This window comes from Flavobacterium sp. KKT103 (assembly GCF_055640565.1).
Genome location: NZ_CM145766.1, coordinates 3,544,564 through 3,563,903 on the forward strand (window position 1 = coordinate 3,544,564; position 19,340 = coordinate 3,563,903).

Here is a 19,340-nt window from a genome sequence, read left to right on the forward strand (position 1 = left end):
CTTTTGAACATTTTTTTAGGATAACTTTAAAATAATTTCGATACCTAGTCAGCTTCTTAAGAATCTAGATCTATTTCGATGAGATACCCTTTTCTACAAGCTGGTGATTAAGGCGTATTCAGTTTCGTAAAAGGCGGTGCTATTAAGAAGAGTTTTATTTTCAATAGGGAATGTTTTGTGCAAAAGTAATTCAATTTTAACACCTTTCATATCTTAATTTCCCACTTGAGATTTATATATTTGCTTAGCAAGAAAAATTTTATGAAAAAAACTTTACTTTATTTATTCTTTAGTTTAAATTTTTCAATTATTGGATTTGCGCAAGATTTTCAATGGGCTAGACAAATAAAAGGTATTACTACTGACTATAATGACTTTGCAAATGGACTTGCGGTTGATAGCGCTGAAAACACATATACTATTGGTAGCACTAATTCTCCATTATTTGATCTTGACCCAACTCAATCAGGAGAAGAAATTATTGATTATACCAATGCCAACAGTAGTTTTAAAGGAGCTTATTTAATTAAAACGGATGTAAACGGTAATTATATTTGGGGGTTGACTTTTGACCTAAGCAAAGGTCCCTTCCAAGGAAATAACGAAGGAATTGATGTTAAAATAGGTACTGATGGAAATATTTATGCTTTATTAACTTTGCAAGAACTTAGTAGTACTTCAAATATTACAAATTCATTTATTAAAATCATAAAACTTTCTCCAGATGGCGTGATTCTATCAACAATATCGATCCCCCAAAATTATGGAAACAGCAATAACCTGTATGTTTATTCATTTGATTTAGATAATCAAAACAATATTTTTATCAGTGGTTGGTTTTTTGGTAATTTCACTATTGATTCAAGTAACCCAAACTCGAATTTAAATTCAAATGGTGTTGATGATTATCTTCTTAAAATAAATAATAATGGTAAGATTGACTGGGTAAAACAGTTTAATACAAATAGCAATTCAAATAATGAAGTTATTGTCAGACCTGATGGAAACATCAATTTGCTTCTAAAAAAATCTAATGATTGTTTTTTATACAATATAGACAACATAAACAGCTCAATCATCTGGCAAAAAGATTTCAAAAATCAAAGACTAAAAACATTTCATGTTTCCAATAATGGTATTGTAATTCTTGGTGAAAAAAACTCTTATGATACAATTGATGTAGACCCCTCTCCTAATGTATTAAGTATTTCAGCAAATAACTGTTTTATTACCTTTTTAAATCTGAATGGAGATTTTGTTGATGTAAAGCTATTTCATAAACCTACAGATGGTGACGTTACATTTACTGCGGTCACAACTGATAGTAATGGCAATTACTTCTTTGGAGGAACTTTTAGCAACACTTTGGATATGAACCCATCCATTAGTACATATAATCTAACATCTAATGGATATAAAGGGGAAGCTTTTTACTTAAAACTTGATGCAAATAGAAATTTTGATAGTGCTATTAAATTAGGAGACGAAAACCCAAAACTAAGTCCCTATAATAATTGTGAATTTTTGAGAATTAAAAAAATAAAAATAGTAAACAATAATAACTATTTAATGGGAGATTTCATGTGGATTTGTGATTTTGACCCTTCAATAACAAATCAATATACATTTAATACAATAAATATTTCCACAATAAATTATGATGGATTTATTTTAAAACTTGGGCCATGTAATAGTGCTAAGGTTGTTGGAGATATTGACCAAACATTTTGTTCGGCCTCCAATCCAACAATTCGTTCTATTAGTCCAAACTCAAGTTCAATAATCTGGTATGATTCTGCAAATTCGACTACGCCACTTGCAAGCACAACACCTATACTTAATAATAAAAAATATTATGCAACGCAAAAAAATGGAAACTGTCCAGAAAGTACTGACCGATTAGAAATTACAGCACATATTATACCGAGCCCAGAAGCGCCAACATTATTAAATGCGGAATTTTGTCTAAATGAAAATGCTAAATTATCAGACATTTCTATTTTAGGTCAAAACTTAAAATGGTATAAAAACTTAACAGATTCATCAGATATCCCTAGTGCAACTGTACTTCAAAATACGACATTATATTTTGCATCCCAAACTGTTAATGGTTGTGAAAGTGAAAGAAGACCGATTCCGGTAATCGTCTACAATACTTTACACCCGACAGCTACTTCATCACAAACCTTTTGCATCGAACAAAATGCAACAATTAGCGACATTACAATTGCGGGCCAAAGCATAAAATGGTTTAATGCTTTGACGAATGGAACGGATTTACCAAACACAACTCAACTACAAAGCGGAATAACTTATTACGCTTCGCAAACGATTAATGGTTGCGAAAGTGAAAGAACTCCTATTTTAATTACTATTCAAAATACACCTACACCAACAGGAGATGCTAATCAAATTTTTTGTAGTACACAAAGTGCAACATTGAACGACATTGAAATTACAGGTGCGAATATAAAATGGTACGATGTATCCAATAATGAATTACCAAACACCTCTTTAATAGCTGATAATGCTACTTATTATGCTTCACAAACAGTGAACAGCTGCGAGAGTGTCAATAAGCTAGCAGTAAACACATTTTTAATCAATACGTTGAATGCTACAAATTACTCGGTAGAATTTTGTGATGAGGGTAACGATGGAAAAGAAACAATAAATCTTTCAAATTACAACCAAAACTTAATTGCAAATCCTATAGGCAATAACTTTTCTTATTATAGTTCTTTTGTGGCCGCTGAAAATCAAATTATAAATAGTCGAATCAATTCGATTACTAATTATATTTTACCAACAGGTCCACAAACCTTATTTGTCCGTGTCGACTCCCAAAATGGTTGCCATCAAGTGGTAGAATTAAATCTAATATTGTATACTAAACCTATTATTCCTATTCAAGATCTAATGCCTATTTGCGAAGGAAGTTCGATTACAATAAATGCGGGAAAGGGTTATGACAATTATCTATGGTCCACCGGTGAAACATCGGCTACAATCCTAATTCACAATCCTGGAAACTACTCGGTAATGGTTACTAATAACTACAATACTATTTCTTGTTCTAGTACTAAAAAATTTATTGTAAATAAATCTACTGCTGCCGTTATAACTAGCATCGAAACACGAGATTGGACCGATAATCAAAATATGATAAAGGTGTTTGTAACTGGAGAAGGTGATTATGAATACTCACTTGATGGTAGTAAATTTCAAGATAGCAATGAATTCCTAAACATAATTAGCGGGCAATATTCTGTTTATGTAAAAGATAAAAATGGTTGTGGTACAGTTGCAGATGAAGTTTACTTATTGATGTATCCAAAGTTTTTCACACCCAACGGCGACAACTTTAATGATACGTGGAGTATTCGCTTTTCTGAAAATGAACCGCAACTAAATGTAAAAATACTCGACCGCTATGGCAAATTAATAACTACCCTAAATCAAAACGAAAGTTGGAACGGAACCTACAATGGCCAATTATTACCCTCAACCGATTATTGGTTTATTGTAACGAGAGCAGACGGTAAAGAATATAAAGGCCATTTTAGTATGAAACGGTAGACGACTAACCCTATTTTTAGCGATTTGTACCGTTGGATATAATTTTAAAATTGATGTTCTTTTCTACTAATAACTAATAGAGAAAACAAAGAAATAATAGCTGCAAAAGTCAAATAGAAGCCCACATAAGTCAAGCTGTAATGCGTGGCTAACCAAATAGCAATCATCGGTGCAAAAGCAGCACCGATGATACCTGCTAAATTAAAAGTCAATGAGGCGCCAGAGTATCGAACAGCAGTTGGAAACAGCTCAGACAAAAACGTACCCAAAGGACCATAGGTAAACCCCATCAAAGTCATACCGGTACATAAAAAGAAAATCATCATTGCAGGACTTCCAGAATTCATGAAATAAGAAAAGCTGAAACCAAAAATGGCAATGGCTGTTGTAGCAGTTATCAACATTTTACGACGACCGACTTTATCTGCTAATACTGCCGAAATAGGTATAAAAAGCGCAAAAAACAAAACCGAAAATAACTGCATTAGTAGAAAATCTCTTTTGGAGTAACCTAAGTCTGATGTTGCCCAACTCAAAGTAAAAACGGTCATTAAATAAAACACTAAAAAGGTTGTTATAGCAGCAAGAGTACCAAAAATCAATTGATTTTTATACGATTTTATTATTGTAAGAAATGGCACTTTAATCTTTTCCTTTGCAATTTTTGCGTTCTCAAAAGCAGGAGTTTCAGTGATTTTTAATCGAATATAAAAACCAACAATCACGAGCAATGAACTAGCAATAAATGGTATTCTCCATCCATAATCAAGAAAATTTTCAGGACTCAAATTATCTGTTAACAGTAAAAAAGTTCCCCCAGAAAGCAACAATCCTATTGGAGCGCCCAATTGCGGAAACATACCATACCAAGCTCTTTTATTAGGAGGTGCATTTTCAATAGCTAGCAATACAGCGCCTCCCCACTCTCCTCCTAAACCTACTCCCTGACCAAAACGGCACACCATCAAAAGTATAGGTGCAGCCACGCCAATGCTCGCATAACTAGGAAGCAATCCTATCACTACAGTTGAAATCCCCATAGTGAGCAATGCGGCAACCAACGTAAATTTACGTCCAATTTTATCGCCATAATGTCCAAAAAATGCTGAGCCCAGCGGTCGCGATAAAAATGCAATCGAAAATGTAGCTAAGGATTGCAATGTAGCTAACGAACTATCAGTACCGGGGAAAAACAATTGTGGAAACACCAATACTGCTGCATTGGCATAAATATAGAAATCAAAAAACTCTATCGTTGTACCAATTAAGCTGCCAAAAAGTACATGCTTTACCGAATTTGTTTTTTTAGGATCCTCTTTCATTGGATAAAGGTGGTTTAATTAGTAGTCTCAAAATTGACTTTTATTTATGAAATCAACAAACATTTAGTTCCAATATTTTTGGTATTTTTACAAAAACAAAATAACACATGCCAACAGACTGTATCAGCTATCAAGATTCTGGATATTTCTCCCCATTGATGAATGATTATTTGAATCAAAAAGATACGCTACACACACTATATAACCGATTTCCTGTTCTAGAAAATTTTGAAAAACAAATCGAAGAAAAAGCAGCCAATTTTGCTCCTGCAAATAGAGTAGCTCTTGCAAATGTACTTCAAAAACAGTACTCGAAAATCGAGATTTCGCCTTTGACAGCGCAAAACATTGAACTATTAAAATCCGATACTACTTTTACAGTAACAACTGGACATCAACTCAATTTGTTCAGCGGTCCTTTGTATTTCTTATATAAAATCATTTCAACTATTAATCTCACCAAGGAATTAAAAGTCAAACATCCTGGCCACAATTTTGTACCCGTGTATTGGATGGCTACTGAAGACCATGATTTTGAGGAAATAAATTACTTTAATTTTAAAGGGAAAAAATTCCGTTGGAATAAAAACAGTACCGGTCCAGTAGGACGCCTTGCGACTGAGGGCTTAGCTGACTTTTTTGAGATTTACCAGCAAGAGCTCGGCACGAGCACAAATGCTGAACACCTAAAAAAAGTATTCACGCAGTCGTATTTAGATCATGATAATCTCGCTGATGCCACACGTTACTTGGCTAATACCCTTTTTGGACAGCACGGACTAGTAATCCTAGATGCCGATAATCAAGACTTAAAACGTAATTTCATTCCGTACATAAAAGAAGAATTACTAAAACAAACATCACATAAGGCCGTACTAGAAACGACCGAAAAACTTCAAGAATACAACGTCCAAGTTAACCCTCGCGAAATAAACCTATTTTATATCGAGGACACGATCAGGGAACGTATTATTCTAGAAAACGGTATTTACAAAGTAAATAATACCAAAATCGAATTTACAACCGATCAAATTTTAGCACTTCTAGAGAGCAATCCAGCCTGTTTTAGTCCTAATGTAATTATGCGTCCGTTGTATCAAGAAGTAATTTTACCCAACTTATGCTACATTGGCGGCGGTGGTGAAATCGCTTATTGGTTGGAACTTAAATCGTTTTTTGATGCTGTAAATGTTACTTTTCCGATGCTGTTGGTCCGAAACTCAGTAGTACTGGTAACCGAAAAGCAAGCTAAAAAAGCAGCTAAATTGCATTTAACCTGGTCTGATTTATTTGCGAAACAATTGCAGCTAATTGAGAACCAAACCAAACAGTTATCTGAATTTTCAATCGATATGTCTCCGCTTAAAGAGCAGTTGAAATATCAGTTTGAAGCACTGCATGCGATAACAAAACACACAGACGAATCTTTTGCAGGAGCGGTAAAAGCACAAGAGACCAAACAAATTAAAGGCTTAGATAATTTAGAAAAACGACTACTTAGCGCTCAAAAACGCAAATTAGCCGATGTTTTGGAGCGCGTTACCGACTTACAAAACGAAATTTTCCCAAATAAAAGTCTGCAGGAGCGCCAAACGAATTTCTCTGAATTTTATTTAGAATACGGCGAAAAGCTGATTCCAACCTTACTTGAGCAGTTAAAACCGTTAGATCAAAATTTTACAATTACAATTCTGTAATTTCATCAGCTCTTTTTACAACAATTCTAATAAAAAAATAGTATTTTTGCACAAAATATAAAAAAACATAAAAAATGGCTACGAATAGAACTTTTACAATGATCAAGCCTGATGCTGTTGCTAACGGACACATCGGAAACATTCTTGCAATGATTACTAATGCAGGTTTCAAAATCGTTTCTTTAAAATTAACTCAACTTACAGTTGCTGATGCTCAAGCATTTTACGCTGTTCACGCTGCAAGACCTTTTTACGGAGAATTAGTTGAATTCATGTCAAGAGGACCAATCGTTGCTGCTATTTTAGAAAAAGACAATGCAGTTGAAGATTTCAGAACTTTAATTGGAGCTACTAACCCTGCTGAAGCAGCTGAAGGAACTATCCGTAAAGCATACGCAACTTCAATTGGAGAAAATGCAGTTCACGGTTCTGATAGTGATGAGAACGCAGCTATCGAAGGTGCTTTCCATTTTGCAGGAAGAGAGCAGTTCTAATTTATTGCTAACATACACGATTTTTAAACTTAAATTTAAAAATCAACCATACTAAAAATCCCGTCTGCATAAGCATGACGGGATTTTTTTATGACTCTACGGTATATTAAATTTTACCTCAAAACTACATCCTTTACCACATCACGGCGTAATTCCTCATTAATCATCGTAATAATTTTTGATTTACCATGACTCAACTCTTCCCTTAAAACCGCCGATGTCAGCTCTACATAAAGCGTACTCCCTTTCAAGATAACGTCACGCGTATAACTGTTAACGCCATTACCCATCAAGTTCTTCCAAGCATCCTTAACATCAATTTGATCCATGCCGGGCTGTAACTTATTAACCTGAATAATTTGTTTCAGGACATCACCAATCGTACTTTGATTACTTGTTCTTTTCGCCATCTCCTAATAAATTTATTGCTTCTGTTTTCTTGTAATGGTATTCTTTTTTATCGGCATTTACAACTACTAATTCGGCATCAGTAAGCGCAATAATTTCCTCGCTCCATTTCATAAACGGTGTTTTATAGTCCAAAAACACCTTGTCATCTACAAAACGTACTGCCACCGCTTCCTGCGTATCATTTACTAAAAAAGTACCGTCTAATTGTGGCATTACCTTTTTTCTAAAGCCTTTATTGTCTTTAATTTCAAAGTAATCATAGGTTTCATTCATCGAATAATCCTTATCATCTCCTTTGTCAAAAACAACTTTCTCAATCTCCCAATACCCGTTAATTTTAGCGATATCTGCGGGTTCAATTTTTTGTTTGCAAGCCACAAACAATAAGGAAATAAACAAAATTTTAAAACTAGTTTTCATTGGAACTGTATTTAAATAAAAGACATTTGGTTTTTAGGAGCTATTTCCCGCTGTTCGCTATATCCTCGCATAAATTGCTCCATTCTTCCGCAATATATACTCGGGATGCCGCTACCATCGGGGCTAGGGGATTTCGGTTTATAACACGTTTCTCCTTATTACAAAGTTACTCTTAAAAAAGGCAAAGCAAAAGAAAAATATAGTAAACTATTTTGGCTATTTTTGGTCTAACCATCAAACAACTACAATTATCATGACTAAATATACTGCAATACTAATATTCCTACTTTGTTGCTTCGCCTGTAGTAAGGAACCTTTAAAAACAGAAAGTAGTACGGAGAGCATGTACTTTCCTCCAATAGGATCAGACAGTTGGGAGACTAAAACAATAGCAAGTTTAAATTGGAAACAAGCTGCTGTACAACCTCTACTTGACTACCTCGATCAAAAACACACTAAATCCTTTATCGTTTTAGTAAACGGCCGTATCGTAATGGAAAACTATTTTAATTCCCATACCGCTACCACTAATTGGTATTGGGCAAGCGCGGGAAAAACATTAACAAGTACAGTGACAGGCATAGCAGCACAAGAAAATAGTATTGATCTAAATGCAAAAGTAGCTACCTATCTAGGAACAGGCTGGACGAGTGAACCGCTAGCCAAAGAGAACCTAATAACCTGCAAAAATTTGCTTACGATGACCTCAGGAATTGAAGACATCACAAATGGTGACGGTGTAACTCCTAGCAATTTACTATACAAAGCTGATGCCGGTACACGATGGGCGTACCACAATGTGTACGTCAAACTACAAGACGTAGTGGCTCAAGCCAGCGGGCAAACTTGGTCTAACTACTTTAATACTAAATTAAGAGACAAAATAGGAATGGATGGTACTTGGCTTACAATCGACAACAATAGCGTGTATTTTAGCACGACACGCAGTATGGCACGTTTTGGATTACTAATGCTGAACAACGGGAAATGGGAAAACAATACAATCATCAACCAGGATTATTGCGCGGCTGCTACAACAACTTCACAAAACATAAACAACAGTTACGGCTATTTATGGTGGTTAAACGGTAAATCAAGTTACCACCTTCCACAGTCCCAGTTAGAATTTCCGGGAAGCCTGATCCCAACAGGACCTAATGACATGTACATGGCTTTAGGTAAAAACGACCAAAAAATTTACGTAATACCAAGTAAAAAAATGGTAGTCATACGAATGGGCGATGCTGCAGACAGTGTAAATCTAGCATTGTCTGATTTTGACAAAACATTGTGGGAGAAAATAAATGCTTTGTATCAATAATTATTTAGCGCTAATTTTCTTGTAAACACCCAACAAAAACAAAACTAGGCCGGCTCCTAAAAAGGCTCCATAGGCAAAATCAAGTTTATCGCGTAATACATTTGCTAAAACAAAGCAAATTAGACTGATAAAATACAATTGAATTGGACTTACATTCTTCATGAGACGGCGTATTATTTGAAAAAACTATCTACGAATTCGAATTTATTAAAAACCTGTAGGTCTTCAATTCCTTCACCAACTCCTATATATTTTACTGGGATTTTAAATTGGTCAGAAATACCAATTACTACTCCACCTTTAGCAGTACCATCAAGTTTAGTAACAGCTAATGCTGTCACTTCGGTAGCAGCAGTAAATTGTTTCGCTTGCTCAAAGGCATTTTGACCTGTAGAACCATCAAGAACCAAAAGTACGTCGTGAGGAGCCTCGGTAACTACCTTTTGCATAACACGCTTTACCTTAGTCAACTCATTCATTAAATTCACTTTGTTGTGTAAACGACCTGCAGTATCGATAATAACGACATCTGCGTTTTGAGCTACAGCTGATTGCAAAGTATCAAAAGCTACTGAAGCAGGATCAGAACCCATATTTTGTCTTACAATAGGAACACCTACTCTATCAGCCCAAATTTGTAGTTGGTCAATTGCAGCGGCTCTAAAAGTATCAGCTGCACCAAGCACTACATTATATCCTTGCTTCTTGAATTGATAGGCTAACTTACCTATGGTTGTTGTTTTACCCACACCATTGACACCTACCACCATTAATACATACGGTTTAGTGGTAACAGGAATAACAAACTCAGTCGCTTCTCCAGTATTCGTTTCAGAAAGCAAAGAAGCGATCTCTTCTTGCAAGATACGATTCAACTCATCAATTCCTAAGTACTTATCTGCTGCGACACGTTCTTCGATTCGAGTTATAATTTTTAAAGTAGTATTAACGCCCACATCCGAAGAAACTAAGATTTCTTCTAAATTATCTAAAACATCATCGTCGACTTTAGATTTTCCGGCAACTGCTTTACTTAACTTAGAGAAAAAAGTTGTTTTAGTTTTTTCTAGACCTTTGTCTAGACTTTCTTTCTTTTCTGATGAAAATATTCTTTTAAAAAAACTCATTGTATCAGTGGTATAAAAAATGAAGTATTGGAAATAAGAATCCAATAGTATTTCTAATGGGTAAAGATAAAAATAAAAAAGCTACTTTCGAAAGAAAGTAGCTAATCTATATACTGCTGTAATGAATTATTTTTTACTCAAAAATTCATCAACTAATTCAGGTACAATAATTGTTTCCACAAATGTATATGCACCAGTTTTTGGAGATTTCACCATTTTGATGGCTTTTGATAATCTCTTAGAAGATGTCTGTAACGATGCTACGGTTTTCTTTGCCATGATTCTATGTTATTTGTATTTTAGTTAAATCTTCAGTAAAACTACTGTAAGACCTTAATTAAAATGCTGTTATTATTTAATTTCTTTGTGAACAGTTACTCTTTTCAAAACTGGATTAAATTTCTTAATCTCTAATCTGTCTGGAGTATTTTTTTTGTTCTTAGTTGTAATGTATCTTGAAGTACCTGCAACACCTGAAGTTTTGTGCTCTGTACATTCTAAAATTACCTGGATTCTATTACCTTTCTTTGCCATCTTGCTATATATTTATTTTGGAAAAAGATTATTTAATAAATCCTTCAGACTTTGCTTTTTTCAAAACAGCGTCAATTCCATTTTTGTTAATTGTTTTTATCGTAGATGCTGCTACTCTAAGAGTAATCCATCTATCTTCTTCTGGAAGATAAAAACGCTTTTTAACTAAGTTTACAGAAAACTTTCTCTTAGTCTTATTCATAGCGTGAGAAACGTTATTTCCTACCATCGCTCTTTTACCTGTAAGGTCACAAACTCTTGACATTATACTTATCTTTTATCGTTATTCAAAATCAGGGTGCAAAGAAAAGAAAAATAAACGGATGAAGCAAAAAAATTACGACTGTTTTTTTAAAATTTCTTTATGTAACATTTCCAAACTCTTATACAAAGCTCTATCTATCACTTTTTCACGGGGTTGGCCAAAATTAAATTCTTCCACAATTACATCATTTGGTGTAGCAAGTGCGATAAAAACCGTCCCAATTGCTGCATCAGAATCTCCTTTTGATGGTCCCGCATTACCAGTGGTCGCTATTGCATAATCAGTTTTCATCAATTGTTTTACGCTCAATGCCATAGCTGACGCGACCTGAGCACTAACTACTGAAAATTCACCTATTAAATCCACTGAAATATTCAATACATCTGTCTTTACCGCCGTGGCATAGGACACAATACTTCCTCTAAAATACGAAGAAGAGCCCTGAACCGAAGATAAAAGCGAGGCTATACTACCTCCCGTGCAACTTTCGGCTGTAGCAATTGTCTTTTGCTGTTTTGTAAGCAATTCTCCAACAACTACTTCAATTGTATTCTCTTCCTCAAATCCTACAATTATATCGTTAATTATAGCATCTAGCGAAACTACATATTCCTCTATGGCGTTTTCTAAAAAAGCCTTATCAGTGCCTCTAGCCGAAAGTCGTAATCGCACTCTACCAGGTGCAGGTAAATACGCTAATTTTAAAAATGCAGGCAAGCTATTTTCCCATTCTTCTATTCGCTCCGCTACCAAACTCTCACCTTGTCCGTGGGTCAAAATTGTTTTATGAATAATGTATGGTCGTTCATATTCACGAATTACTTTTGGAATAATTTCGTTTTCCACCAAATATTTCATCTCATAAGGCACTCCTGGCAAGGATATAAATACAGTATTTTCCTTTTTTACCCACATTCCAGGAGCGGTTCCTACAGCATTGTGCAGCACGGTACACTTAGAGGGAACAAGCGCTTGGTCTTTGTTCATTTGATTGATTGGCCTTTTAAAAATTCCTTCAATCAACTCTGTTACATGTTCCAAAACCTTTTGATCAACAATCAGCTCATCTTCAAAATAATCACAAAAAGTTTTTTTGGTCACATCGTCTTTTGTTGGCCCTAAACCACCGGTAATTAAAACTAAATCAACCTTGTTTTGCAGTTTTGCAAAAGTGTCTAAAATGTGATTTTTATCGTCGCTAATAGAAATCATCTCCGTGACCTCTACCCCGATCTTATCTAGTGATTTGGCAATAAAAGCCGAATTAGTATCAACAATTTGCCCAATTAAAATCTCGTCACCGATAGTTATTATGGTTGCTTTCATGGCTACTTAAAAATAGGATTTGTTATATAAACAAAATTCAACATACCGACTATCAGGATGTTGAATTTATATTTTATTCTTTTCAGTTATAGCTTTACAAATCAAAATCTTTTTTGATTTCCTTAATTGCTTCTTTAATTTGAGTTTTAATGCTATCAAAAGTGTGCTCAATATCTCTGCGGCGACCTTCAATTTTAGTCCATGCCTCAACTTGAAGAATTTCCTCAAAAGCAACATTCATACCTAAAAGATCTAAAGTAGGTTTAATTTTATGCGCGTAAGCATAAGCATGCTTGTGATCTTTCTTTTTGATTCCTTCTTTGATTTGAGCCAAATCATCGGGAACCTCAGTTACGAATAAAGTTAGAATTTCGTTTACAAATTCTGGATCGTTATCCGAAAGCGCGTACACTTTGGAAAGGTTGTAATTTAAAGCCATTATTTTACTTGTATTCTAAATAGTTTGTTTCCTTCTAAAAATCCTTCTAAAACATCATCTGATTGCACTGCTGCAACACCAGCTGGAGTACCTGTGAAAATAATATCTCCAATTTTTAGTGTGAAATATTGAGAAACATGAGCAATCAACTCATCTACATTCCACAACATTAAACTCGAATCTCCTTTCTGAACAACCTTATTATTGTTAGTTAATTCAAAAGTAAGTTTTTCTAACGAACTAAACTGCTCTTTTGGCAAAAAATCACCAATCACAGCCGATCCATCAAATGCTTTTGATTTTTCCCACGGCAATCCTTTTGCTTTCAAGCTTGCTTGTAAATCTCGGGCAGTAAAGTCAATTCCTACACTAATTTCATCATAGTATTTATGAGCAAACTTAGGTTCGATATACTTACCTACCTTATTTATCTTAACTATGATTTCGATTTCATGGTGAATATCCTCTGAAAACTCCGGAATCACAAACGGATGTTGTTTTAAAAGAATAGCCGAATCCGGTTTGATGAACACAACAGGCTCCGCCGGACGTTCATTTTTCAATTCTTCTATATGATCAACATAATTCCTACCAATGCAAATTATTTTCATTTTTTTATCGTTGCTGGGTTGTAGCGTCTCTAAGTTACTATACCAAAATTAAAAAACTTAGAATCTTGCTAACTTATATCCTTAGAACCCTATTTCGTATTTAATTTTCTGAGCTTTATTGCTGTCAATACTTTTTTAGTATACAACGGGAAATCAGCATTTTGTATCCAACTGAAATAACCCGGTTCTTTCTCTAAAATCGTATTCACTTTTACCCCTTTGTGTTTACCAAAAGTAAAAATCTCCTCATCATCTTTATCAAAAGCAATCATTCCTGCAAAATCAGCAATTTTCTTGCGTGTGGTAAACTCTGACAATGACTTCATATCGTTCTCCAGCTCAGGATAACGATCCAATTGTGCTTTCAATATTTCGTAAGTCGCCATGGTATCTGCTTCTGCTGAATGTGCATTTTCTAGACTTTGACCACAATAAAATTTATAAGCAGCACTTAATGTACGTTCTTCCATTTTATGGAAAACAGTTTGCACATCAACTGAAACCTTATTTTTCATATCAAAATCAACACCAGCGCGAAGTAGTTCTTCTGCTAATAAAGGAATATCAAATCGATCCGAGTTAAAACCAGCTAAATCACTGTCCTTAATCATATTATAAACTGCCGGAGCTAATTCATTAAAAGTAGGCTCATTGGCCACTTTTTCATCGGTTATACCATGAACCGCCGTCGTTTGTGGAGGAATAGGAATCGTAGGATTCACTAACCACGTTTTACTTTCTTTATTTCCGTTAGGAAACACTTTAAATATTGATATTTCGACAATTCTATCTTTTCCAATATCGATTCCTGTAGTTTCAAGATCGAAAAAGCAAATTGGTTTATTGAGTTTTAATTCCATTTTAAAATATTGTATGATTACAAATATATAGGTTTGCGTTTAATTTTAGAGCAAAAATCACGGAATAAATCTACTTAAAAGCAGTCTCAAATTTCTTTGATTTTCAATTTAAAAAAAGAAACCCGATAGATCTTAAATTCTATCGGGTTCTAAATAATTATCGTTTTGATCTACAAATCTCTATTTACATCAAATGCTTCAAGATACTCAGCAACTCTTTTTACAAAACCACCTCCTAAAGCTCCATCAACGACACGGTGGTCATAACTGTGAGAAAGGAACATTTTTTGACGAATACCTATGAAATCTCCTTCAGGAGTTTCGATAACTGCTGGTACCTTTCTGATAGCACCAAGAGCTAGAATACCTACCTGTGGTTGATTTAAAATAGGTGTTCCAAAAACACTTCCAAAAGTACCTACGTTCGTTACCGTATAAGTTCCTCCTTGTGTATCGTCTGGTTTTAATTTACCCATTTTAGCACGATTTCCAAGGTCATTAACTGCCTTAGCCATCCCAACTAAATTCAGTTGATCTGCATTTTTAATTACGGGAACAATTAAATTCCCATTAGGTAAAGCGGCTGCCATTCCTAAATTTATATTTTTCTTTTTGATGATGTAATCTCCATCAACAGAGATATTTAAACCTGGGAAATCTTTCAATGATTTTGCCACTGCTTCCATAAAAATTGGAGTGTACGTTAACTTCTCTCCTTCTCTTTTTTCAAAAGCATTTTTATTTTTCTCTCTCCATTTAACGATATTGGTAACATCTACCTCGATAAAGGATTGCACGTGAGCCGAAGTTTGCACCGAAGCCACCATATAACCCGAAATCAACTTACGCATTCTATCCATTTCAACAATCTCATCTCCTCCGTTAACGGAAATTGGAGCTGCTTTTTGAGCTACTGGAGCCGCAGCCGCTGGAGCTTGTTTTGGCGTTTCGACAGCTTTAACAGCAGGTTGACTTGCTCTATCTTTTACGTAATCTAAAATGTCGTTTTTAGTAACCCTACCCTCTTTTCCGGTACCAGAAATTCCGTCCAATTCAGTAACCGATACTCCTTCTGCAGCAGCGATATTTTTTACCAATGGAGAAAAGAATTTATCTGACTTTGAAGTATCTAAATCACTTGAAGCTACGGGTGCAGCAACTGTATCTTTAGCAGTTTCCACCGTTTGCTCTACAGCAGCAACCGCTTCTGCAACCGCATTATTAGCAGTTGAAGTAGTTTCTCCACCTTCTGTTTCAATGATAGCAATAGTTTGGCCTACTTGAACTAGATCGTCTTTTCCAAACAACTGCTCAACTAATACTCCCGAAACCTCAGAAGGAACTTCACTGTCTACTTTATCAGTTGCAATTTCGAGTACTGCCTCATCCGCTTCAATTCTATCTCCAACTTCTTTAAGCCAATTAGTAATTGTAGCTTCTGCAACGCTTTCTCCCATTTTAGGAAGTTTTAATTCAAATCTTGCCATATTGTTACCCTATCAGGTGATTTATGTTTTCAGTTTGCGAATTTACTAAATTTTTTAAACATAAATTACAGTAAATATAATTTATCGCGATATTTTAATAATCTCTCCTCTTTCGTTAGAATTATCGCTTCCTATTAAAAAATTAGTACTTTTTGGTAAAATTCTAAATGTTAATCCTTTGTTTTTTACAGATTCCACAAAAGCTATACATTCTTTAAACTGTACAGCATGGGTATCAATCACAATTTGAGCACTAGCATCGTTTATTACACTAGACGAAATTACCATTTTTTCTGTTTTCAAATCATGAAAAACGACTTTTTTACGTTCAAATTTTGATAAACTTTTAGCAACATCTTCATTATTGGAATACAAATGCCAAGTTGCTACCTCTCTTTTATATTTTTGCTTGCCTTCTAGTTTCTTTTTAAGTGCAAACAAAAAGATTCCTACTTTCATAAAGAGCGAAAAAAGTACCGAAACTTTAAAATGCTTTTTGTAAAAAAACTGCATAGCGTCCTGAAATCGCTGCATATAAACGCCGTCCTTAAGTGTACTTTCTCCTTTAAAATGAATGACAGTAGTTCCTGCATAATAAAAGTTAGTTTTACCTAGTAAAGTTGCTCGATAAGAGAGATCAATATCATCCGAATACATAAAACAGTTTTCGTCAAAACCTTGTAGATCTTGATATAACTTTCTTTTCAGCAACATAAATGCACCTACGAGTATCTCAACTTCGCCTGACTGATCCTGCTGTAAGTGTTGTGCATAATATTTTCCAAATAAATTTGAGTTAGGAAACATTTTATATAAACCAGCCATTTTAGTAAAAGCAACAAATGGTGTTGGAACACCGCGCTTACTTTCTGGTAAAAACGAACCGCAACCGTCAACAAGCTTTACTCCTACTATTCCTAATTCCTTTTGTTCTTTGGCGAAAGCCAGCACTTTTTTAAAAGTATCTTCGGCAACAACGGTATCGGGATTCAAAATACAAACATACTCCCCTTTAGCGACAGCGACTCCTATATTATTACCTTTTGGGAAACCAACATTTTCTGAATTTTCAATTAGTTTAATATCTGGAAAATGATTTTTTAGCATTTCGCAACTACCATCACTTGAATTGTTGTCCACTATTATGATTTCGGCATCGATACCTTTCAGAGCATCTTGCACGCTTAGCACGCAAAGCTCTAGAAAATAGCGAACATTATAATTGAGAATAACTACTGATAATTGCATGCACCAAAGATAAAGAGTTAATTGATTTGACACTAATATTTTAAGGTACTTATCCTAACATCTTAAATTAATTAACTAGAAAACCACCAATTAGTTTAAACAATTCGGTAATCGATATTTAAAGTCTTACTTTTGCAAAAAATTAGTATTGTGAATTACCTTTCAGTAGAGAATATTTCAAAGTCGTTCGGAGAACGTACGCTTTTCAAAGACGTGTCTTTTGGAATTAACAAAGACCAAAAAATTGCTTTTATTGCCAAAAATGGTTCAGGAAAAACCACCATTATGAATATCATAAATGGATTTGATGAACCTGATACGGGACAAGTTATCTTGCGTAAAAGCATTCGAATGGCATTTTTATCGCAAGATAATAACCTGCAAGACGAACTAACGATTGAAGAGAGCATATTTGCTTCTGACAACGAAACTTTGAAAGTAATTGAAGCCTACGAAAAATCACTGGAAAACCCCGAAGATGAGGAAGCCTATCAAAAAGCTTTTGACGGAATGGACCAACATAATGCTTGGGATTTTGAAACGCAATACAAGCAAATCCTTTTTAAGTTAAAACTTGAAGATTTTAAATTAAAGGTTAAAAACCTATCAGGAGGTCAGAAAAAACGTTTGTCACTGGCTATTATTTTGATTAATAGACCTGATTTATTGATACTGGATGAGCCTACCAATCACTTGGATTTAGAGATGATTGAATGGTTAGAAAGCTATTTTTCTAAAGAAAACATTACCTTGTTTATGGTTACGCACGACCGCTTTTTCCTAGAGCGCGTATGTAATGAAATTATCGAATTAGACAACGGAAAAATATACCAATACAAAGGAAACTACTCTTATTATTTAGAGAAAAAAGAAGAACGAATCGCTTCTGAAAACGCAAGTGTGGACAAAGCGCAGAACCTTTTTGTAAAAGAACTAGAGTGGATGCGTCGCCAACCTAAAGCGAGAACAACGAAATCGAAATCGCGTCAAGACGATTTTTACGATATCAAGGAAAAAGCGCAAAGCCGCCGTAAAGAAAACAAAGTAGAGCTTGAAATAAACATGGAGCGCATGGGTAGCAAGATTATCGAGCTACACAAAATCTCTAAAAAATTCAAAGATCATGTAATTCTGAACGACTTTACATTTGATTTCCAGCGTGGCGAACGTATCGGAATCATTGGTAAAAACGGTACAGGAAAATCTACTTTCTTAAACTTACTAACCGGAACTTTACCTCTTGATAGCGGGAAAGTGATTGTAGGTGACACTATTAAAATAGGTTACTATACTCAAAGCGGAATCAATCCAAAACCAGGACAGCGCGTTATTGACATCATTAAGGAGTACGGAGAATTTATTCCGCTTTCGAAAGGGCGAATGATTTCGGCTTCTCAATTGTTAGAACGTTTCTTGTTCGATGCTAAAAAGCAATACGATTATGTTGAGAAATTAAGTGGTGGTGAATTAAAACGGTTATATTTATGTACGGTTTTGATTCAGAATCCCAACTTTTTAATTCTGGATGAACCAACTAACGATCTCGATATTGTAACGTTAAATGTACTAGAAAGCTTTTTGCTAGATTACCCAGGTTGCCTTTTAGTAGTATCGCATGACCGTTACTTTATGGATAAAATCGTGGATCACTTATTTATTTTTAGAGGTCAAGGTGTTGTGGAGAATTTCCCAGGAAACTACTCTGATTTTAGAGCCTATGAAGACAGTGCTGATGTGGCTCAAAAAGAAGAAAACAAAGCCGAAAAGAAAGATTGGAAGCAAAACAACCCTACTGGAAATTTAACGTTCAATGAACAAAAAGAATTCCAAAAACTAGAACGAGAAATCAAAGACCTAGAAGAGCAAAAAGCTAAAATCGAAGTTTTATTCTCAGAAGGCAAAGTGGCTGAGGCCGATATCGAGAAAAAAGGAAATGAATTGCAAAACCTCATCAATAAAATGGAAGCTAAAGAAGAACGCTGGTTCGAACTAAGCGCTAAGATGGAAGGATAAGCATTCCTTACTTATTCTAAAATACAACTTTGTAATCCCTACTACCTATAGTCAATAAAGAACTAAAGTAGTAGGGATTGCTATTTTATCACAAATTACCAATTTTAAGACCGTAAGAAATTAACAACAAATTAGCATAAAGGCTCTGATTAATAGTGGAATATCATATATATTTGAAATCTCGAA

General features: G+C 34.7%; 18 protein-coding genes. 5 read left to right on the plus strand and 13 right to left on the minus strand.

Annotation, left to right across the window (positions count from 1 at the left end):
• Positions 1-261: 261 nt before the first annotated feature.
• A complete protein-coding gene (locus ACZ2G0_RS15155) occupies positions 262-3,579 on the plus strand; it encodes a T9SS type B sorting domain-containing protein (protein ID WP_470308346.1) in 3,318 nt (1,105 codons plus the stop codon).
• Between the two features lie 44 nt (positions 3,580-3,623).
• Here ACZ2G0_RS15155 and ACZ2G0_RS15160 read toward each other — a convergent pair whose 3' ends face one another.
• Positions 3,624-4,901 carry an MFS transporter gene (locus tag ACZ2G0_RS15160; RefSeq protein ID WP_470308347.1) on the minus strand — a complete coding sequence of 426 codons (1,278 nt, stop codon included), beginning with the start codon at positions 4,899-4,901 and terminating at the stop codon, positions 3,624-3,626.
• 107 nt (positions 4,902-5,008) lie between these two features.
• On the opposite strand from ACZ2G0_RS15160, the gene bshC reads away from it, so the two are divergent.
• Positions 5,009-6,598 (plus strand): bacillithiol biosynthesis cysteine-adding enzyme BshC, encoded by a 1,590-nt coding sequence (bshC, locus tag ACZ2G0_RS15165; protein WP_470308348.1) that lies wholly within the window; start codon positions 5,009-5,011, stop codon positions 6,596-6,598.
• Between the two features lie 74 nt (positions 6,599-6,672).
• Positions 6,673-7,092 (plus strand): nucleoside-diphosphate kinase, encoded by a 420-nt coding sequence (locus ACZ2G0_RS15170; protein ID WP_072941331.1) that lies wholly within the window; start codon positions 6,673-6,675, stop codon positions 7,090-7,092.
• A gap of 113 nt (positions 7,093-7,205) precedes the next feature.
• On the opposite strand, the gene ACZ2G0_RS15175 is transcribed toward ACZ2G0_RS15170, so the two are convergent.
• Together ACZ2G0_RS15175 and ACZ2G0_RS15180 are read right to left on the minus strand one after the other, a co-directional pair.
• Complete coding sequence (locus ACZ2G0_RS15175) at positions 7,206-7,502, minus strand: DciA family protein (RefSeq protein WP_470308349.1); 297 nt, start codon at positions 7,500-7,502, stop codon at positions 7,206-7,208.
• The gene (locus tag ACZ2G0_RS15180) at positions 7,483-7,923 is read right to left on the minus strand and encodes a lipocalin family protein (protein WP_470308350.1); all 441 of its coding nucleotides are present in this window, start codon (positions 7,921-7,923) and stop codon (positions 7,483-7,485) included. The genes ACZ2G0_RS15175 and ACZ2G0_RS15180 overlap by 20 nt, the downstream gene beginning before the upstream one ends.
• Positions 7,924-8,176: 253 nt before the next feature.
• Between ACZ2G0_RS15180 and ACZ2G0_RS15185 the strand changes: the two genes are divergently transcribed.
• Positions 8,177-9,244 (plus strand): serine hydrolase domain-containing protein, encoded by a 1,068-nt coding sequence (locus ACZ2G0_RS15185; RefSeq protein WP_470308351.1) that lies wholly within the window; start codon positions 8,177-8,179, stop codon positions 9,242-9,244.
• Between the two features lie 173 nt (positions 9,245-9,417).
• Here ACZ2G0_RS15185 and ftsY read toward each other — a convergent pair whose 3' ends face one another.
• The 10 genes from ftsY to ACZ2G0_RS15235 form a co-directional block, all read right to left on the minus strand.
• A complete protein-coding gene (gene ftsY, locus ACZ2G0_RS15190; protein ID WP_300284778.1) occupies positions 9,418-10,371 on the minus strand; it encodes a signal recognition particle-docking protein FtsY in 954 nt (317 codons plus the stop codon).
• A gap of 126 nt (positions 10,372-10,497) precedes the next feature.
• Entirely contained in the window at positions 10,498-10,650 is a 153-nt protein-coding gene (locus tag ACZ2G0_RS15195; RefSeq protein WP_187010807.1) for a DUF4295 domain-containing protein, read from the minus strand.
• 72 nt (positions 10,651-10,722) lie between these two features.
• The gene (gene rpmG / locus ACZ2G0_RS15200; protein ID WP_016988713.1) at positions 10,723-10,905 is read right to left on the minus strand and encodes a 50S ribosomal protein L33; all 183 of its coding nucleotides are present in this window, start codon (positions 10,903-10,905) and stop codon (positions 10,723-10,725) included.
• A 28-nt stretch (positions 10,906-10,933) separates the two neighbouring features.
• A complete protein-coding gene (rpmB, locus tag ACZ2G0_RS15205) occupies positions 10,934-11,170 on the minus strand; it encodes a 50S ribosomal protein L28 (RefSeq protein WP_187010808.1) in 237 nt (78 codons plus the stop codon).
• A 72-nt stretch (positions 11,171-11,242) separates the two neighbouring features.
• Positions 11,243-12,496 (minus strand): CinA family nicotinamide mononucleotide deamidase-related protein, encoded by a 1,254-nt coding sequence (locus ACZ2G0_RS15210; RefSeq protein WP_470308352.1) that lies wholly within the window; start codon positions 12,494-12,496, stop codon positions 11,243-11,245.
• A 94-nt stretch (positions 12,497-12,590) separates the two neighbouring features.
• Positions 12,591-12,935, minus strand: coding sequence for an Hpt domain-containing protein (locus tag ACZ2G0_RS15215; protein ID WP_300284758.1), 345 nt, complete (start codon positions 12,933-12,935; stop codon positions 12,591-12,593).
• A complete protein-coding gene (locus tag ACZ2G0_RS15220; RefSeq protein ID WP_470308353.1) occupies positions 12,935-13,546 on the minus strand; it encodes a fumarylacetoacetate hydrolase family protein in 612 nt (203 codons plus the stop codon). Before ACZ2G0_RS15220 ends, ACZ2G0_RS15215 begins: the two co-directional genes overlap by 1 nt.
• Positions 13,547-13,635: 89 nt before the next feature.
• Positions 13,636-14,406, minus strand: coding sequence for a 3'-5' exonuclease (locus tag ACZ2G0_RS15225; RefSeq protein ID WP_300284752.1), 771 nt, complete (start codon positions 14,404-14,406; stop codon positions 13,636-13,638).
• A gap of 170 nt (positions 14,407-14,576) precedes the next feature.
• On the minus strand, positions 14,577-15,893 hold the full coding sequence (locus ACZ2G0_RS15230) for a dihydrolipoamide acetyltransferase family protein (RefSeq protein ID WP_470308354.1): 1,317 nt from the start codon (positions 15,891-15,893) through the stop codon (positions 14,577-14,579).
• An 81-nt stretch (positions 15,894-15,974) separates the two neighbouring features.
• On the minus strand, positions 15,975-17,141 hold the full coding sequence (locus ACZ2G0_RS15235; RefSeq protein WP_470308355.1) for a glycosyltransferase family 2 protein: 1,167 nt from the start codon (positions 17,139-17,141) through the stop codon (positions 15,975-15,977).
• Between the two features lie 150 nt (positions 17,142-17,291).
• On the opposite strand from ACZ2G0_RS15235, the gene ACZ2G0_RS15240 reads away from it, so the two are divergent.
• Positions 17,292-19,154 (plus strand): ABC-F family ATP-binding cassette domain-containing protein, encoded by a 1,863-nt coding sequence (locus ACZ2G0_RS15240; protein WP_470308356.1) that lies wholly within the window; start codon positions 17,292-17,294, stop codon positions 19,152-19,154.
• The last annotated feature ends 186 nt before the right edge of the window (positions 19,155-19,340 follow it).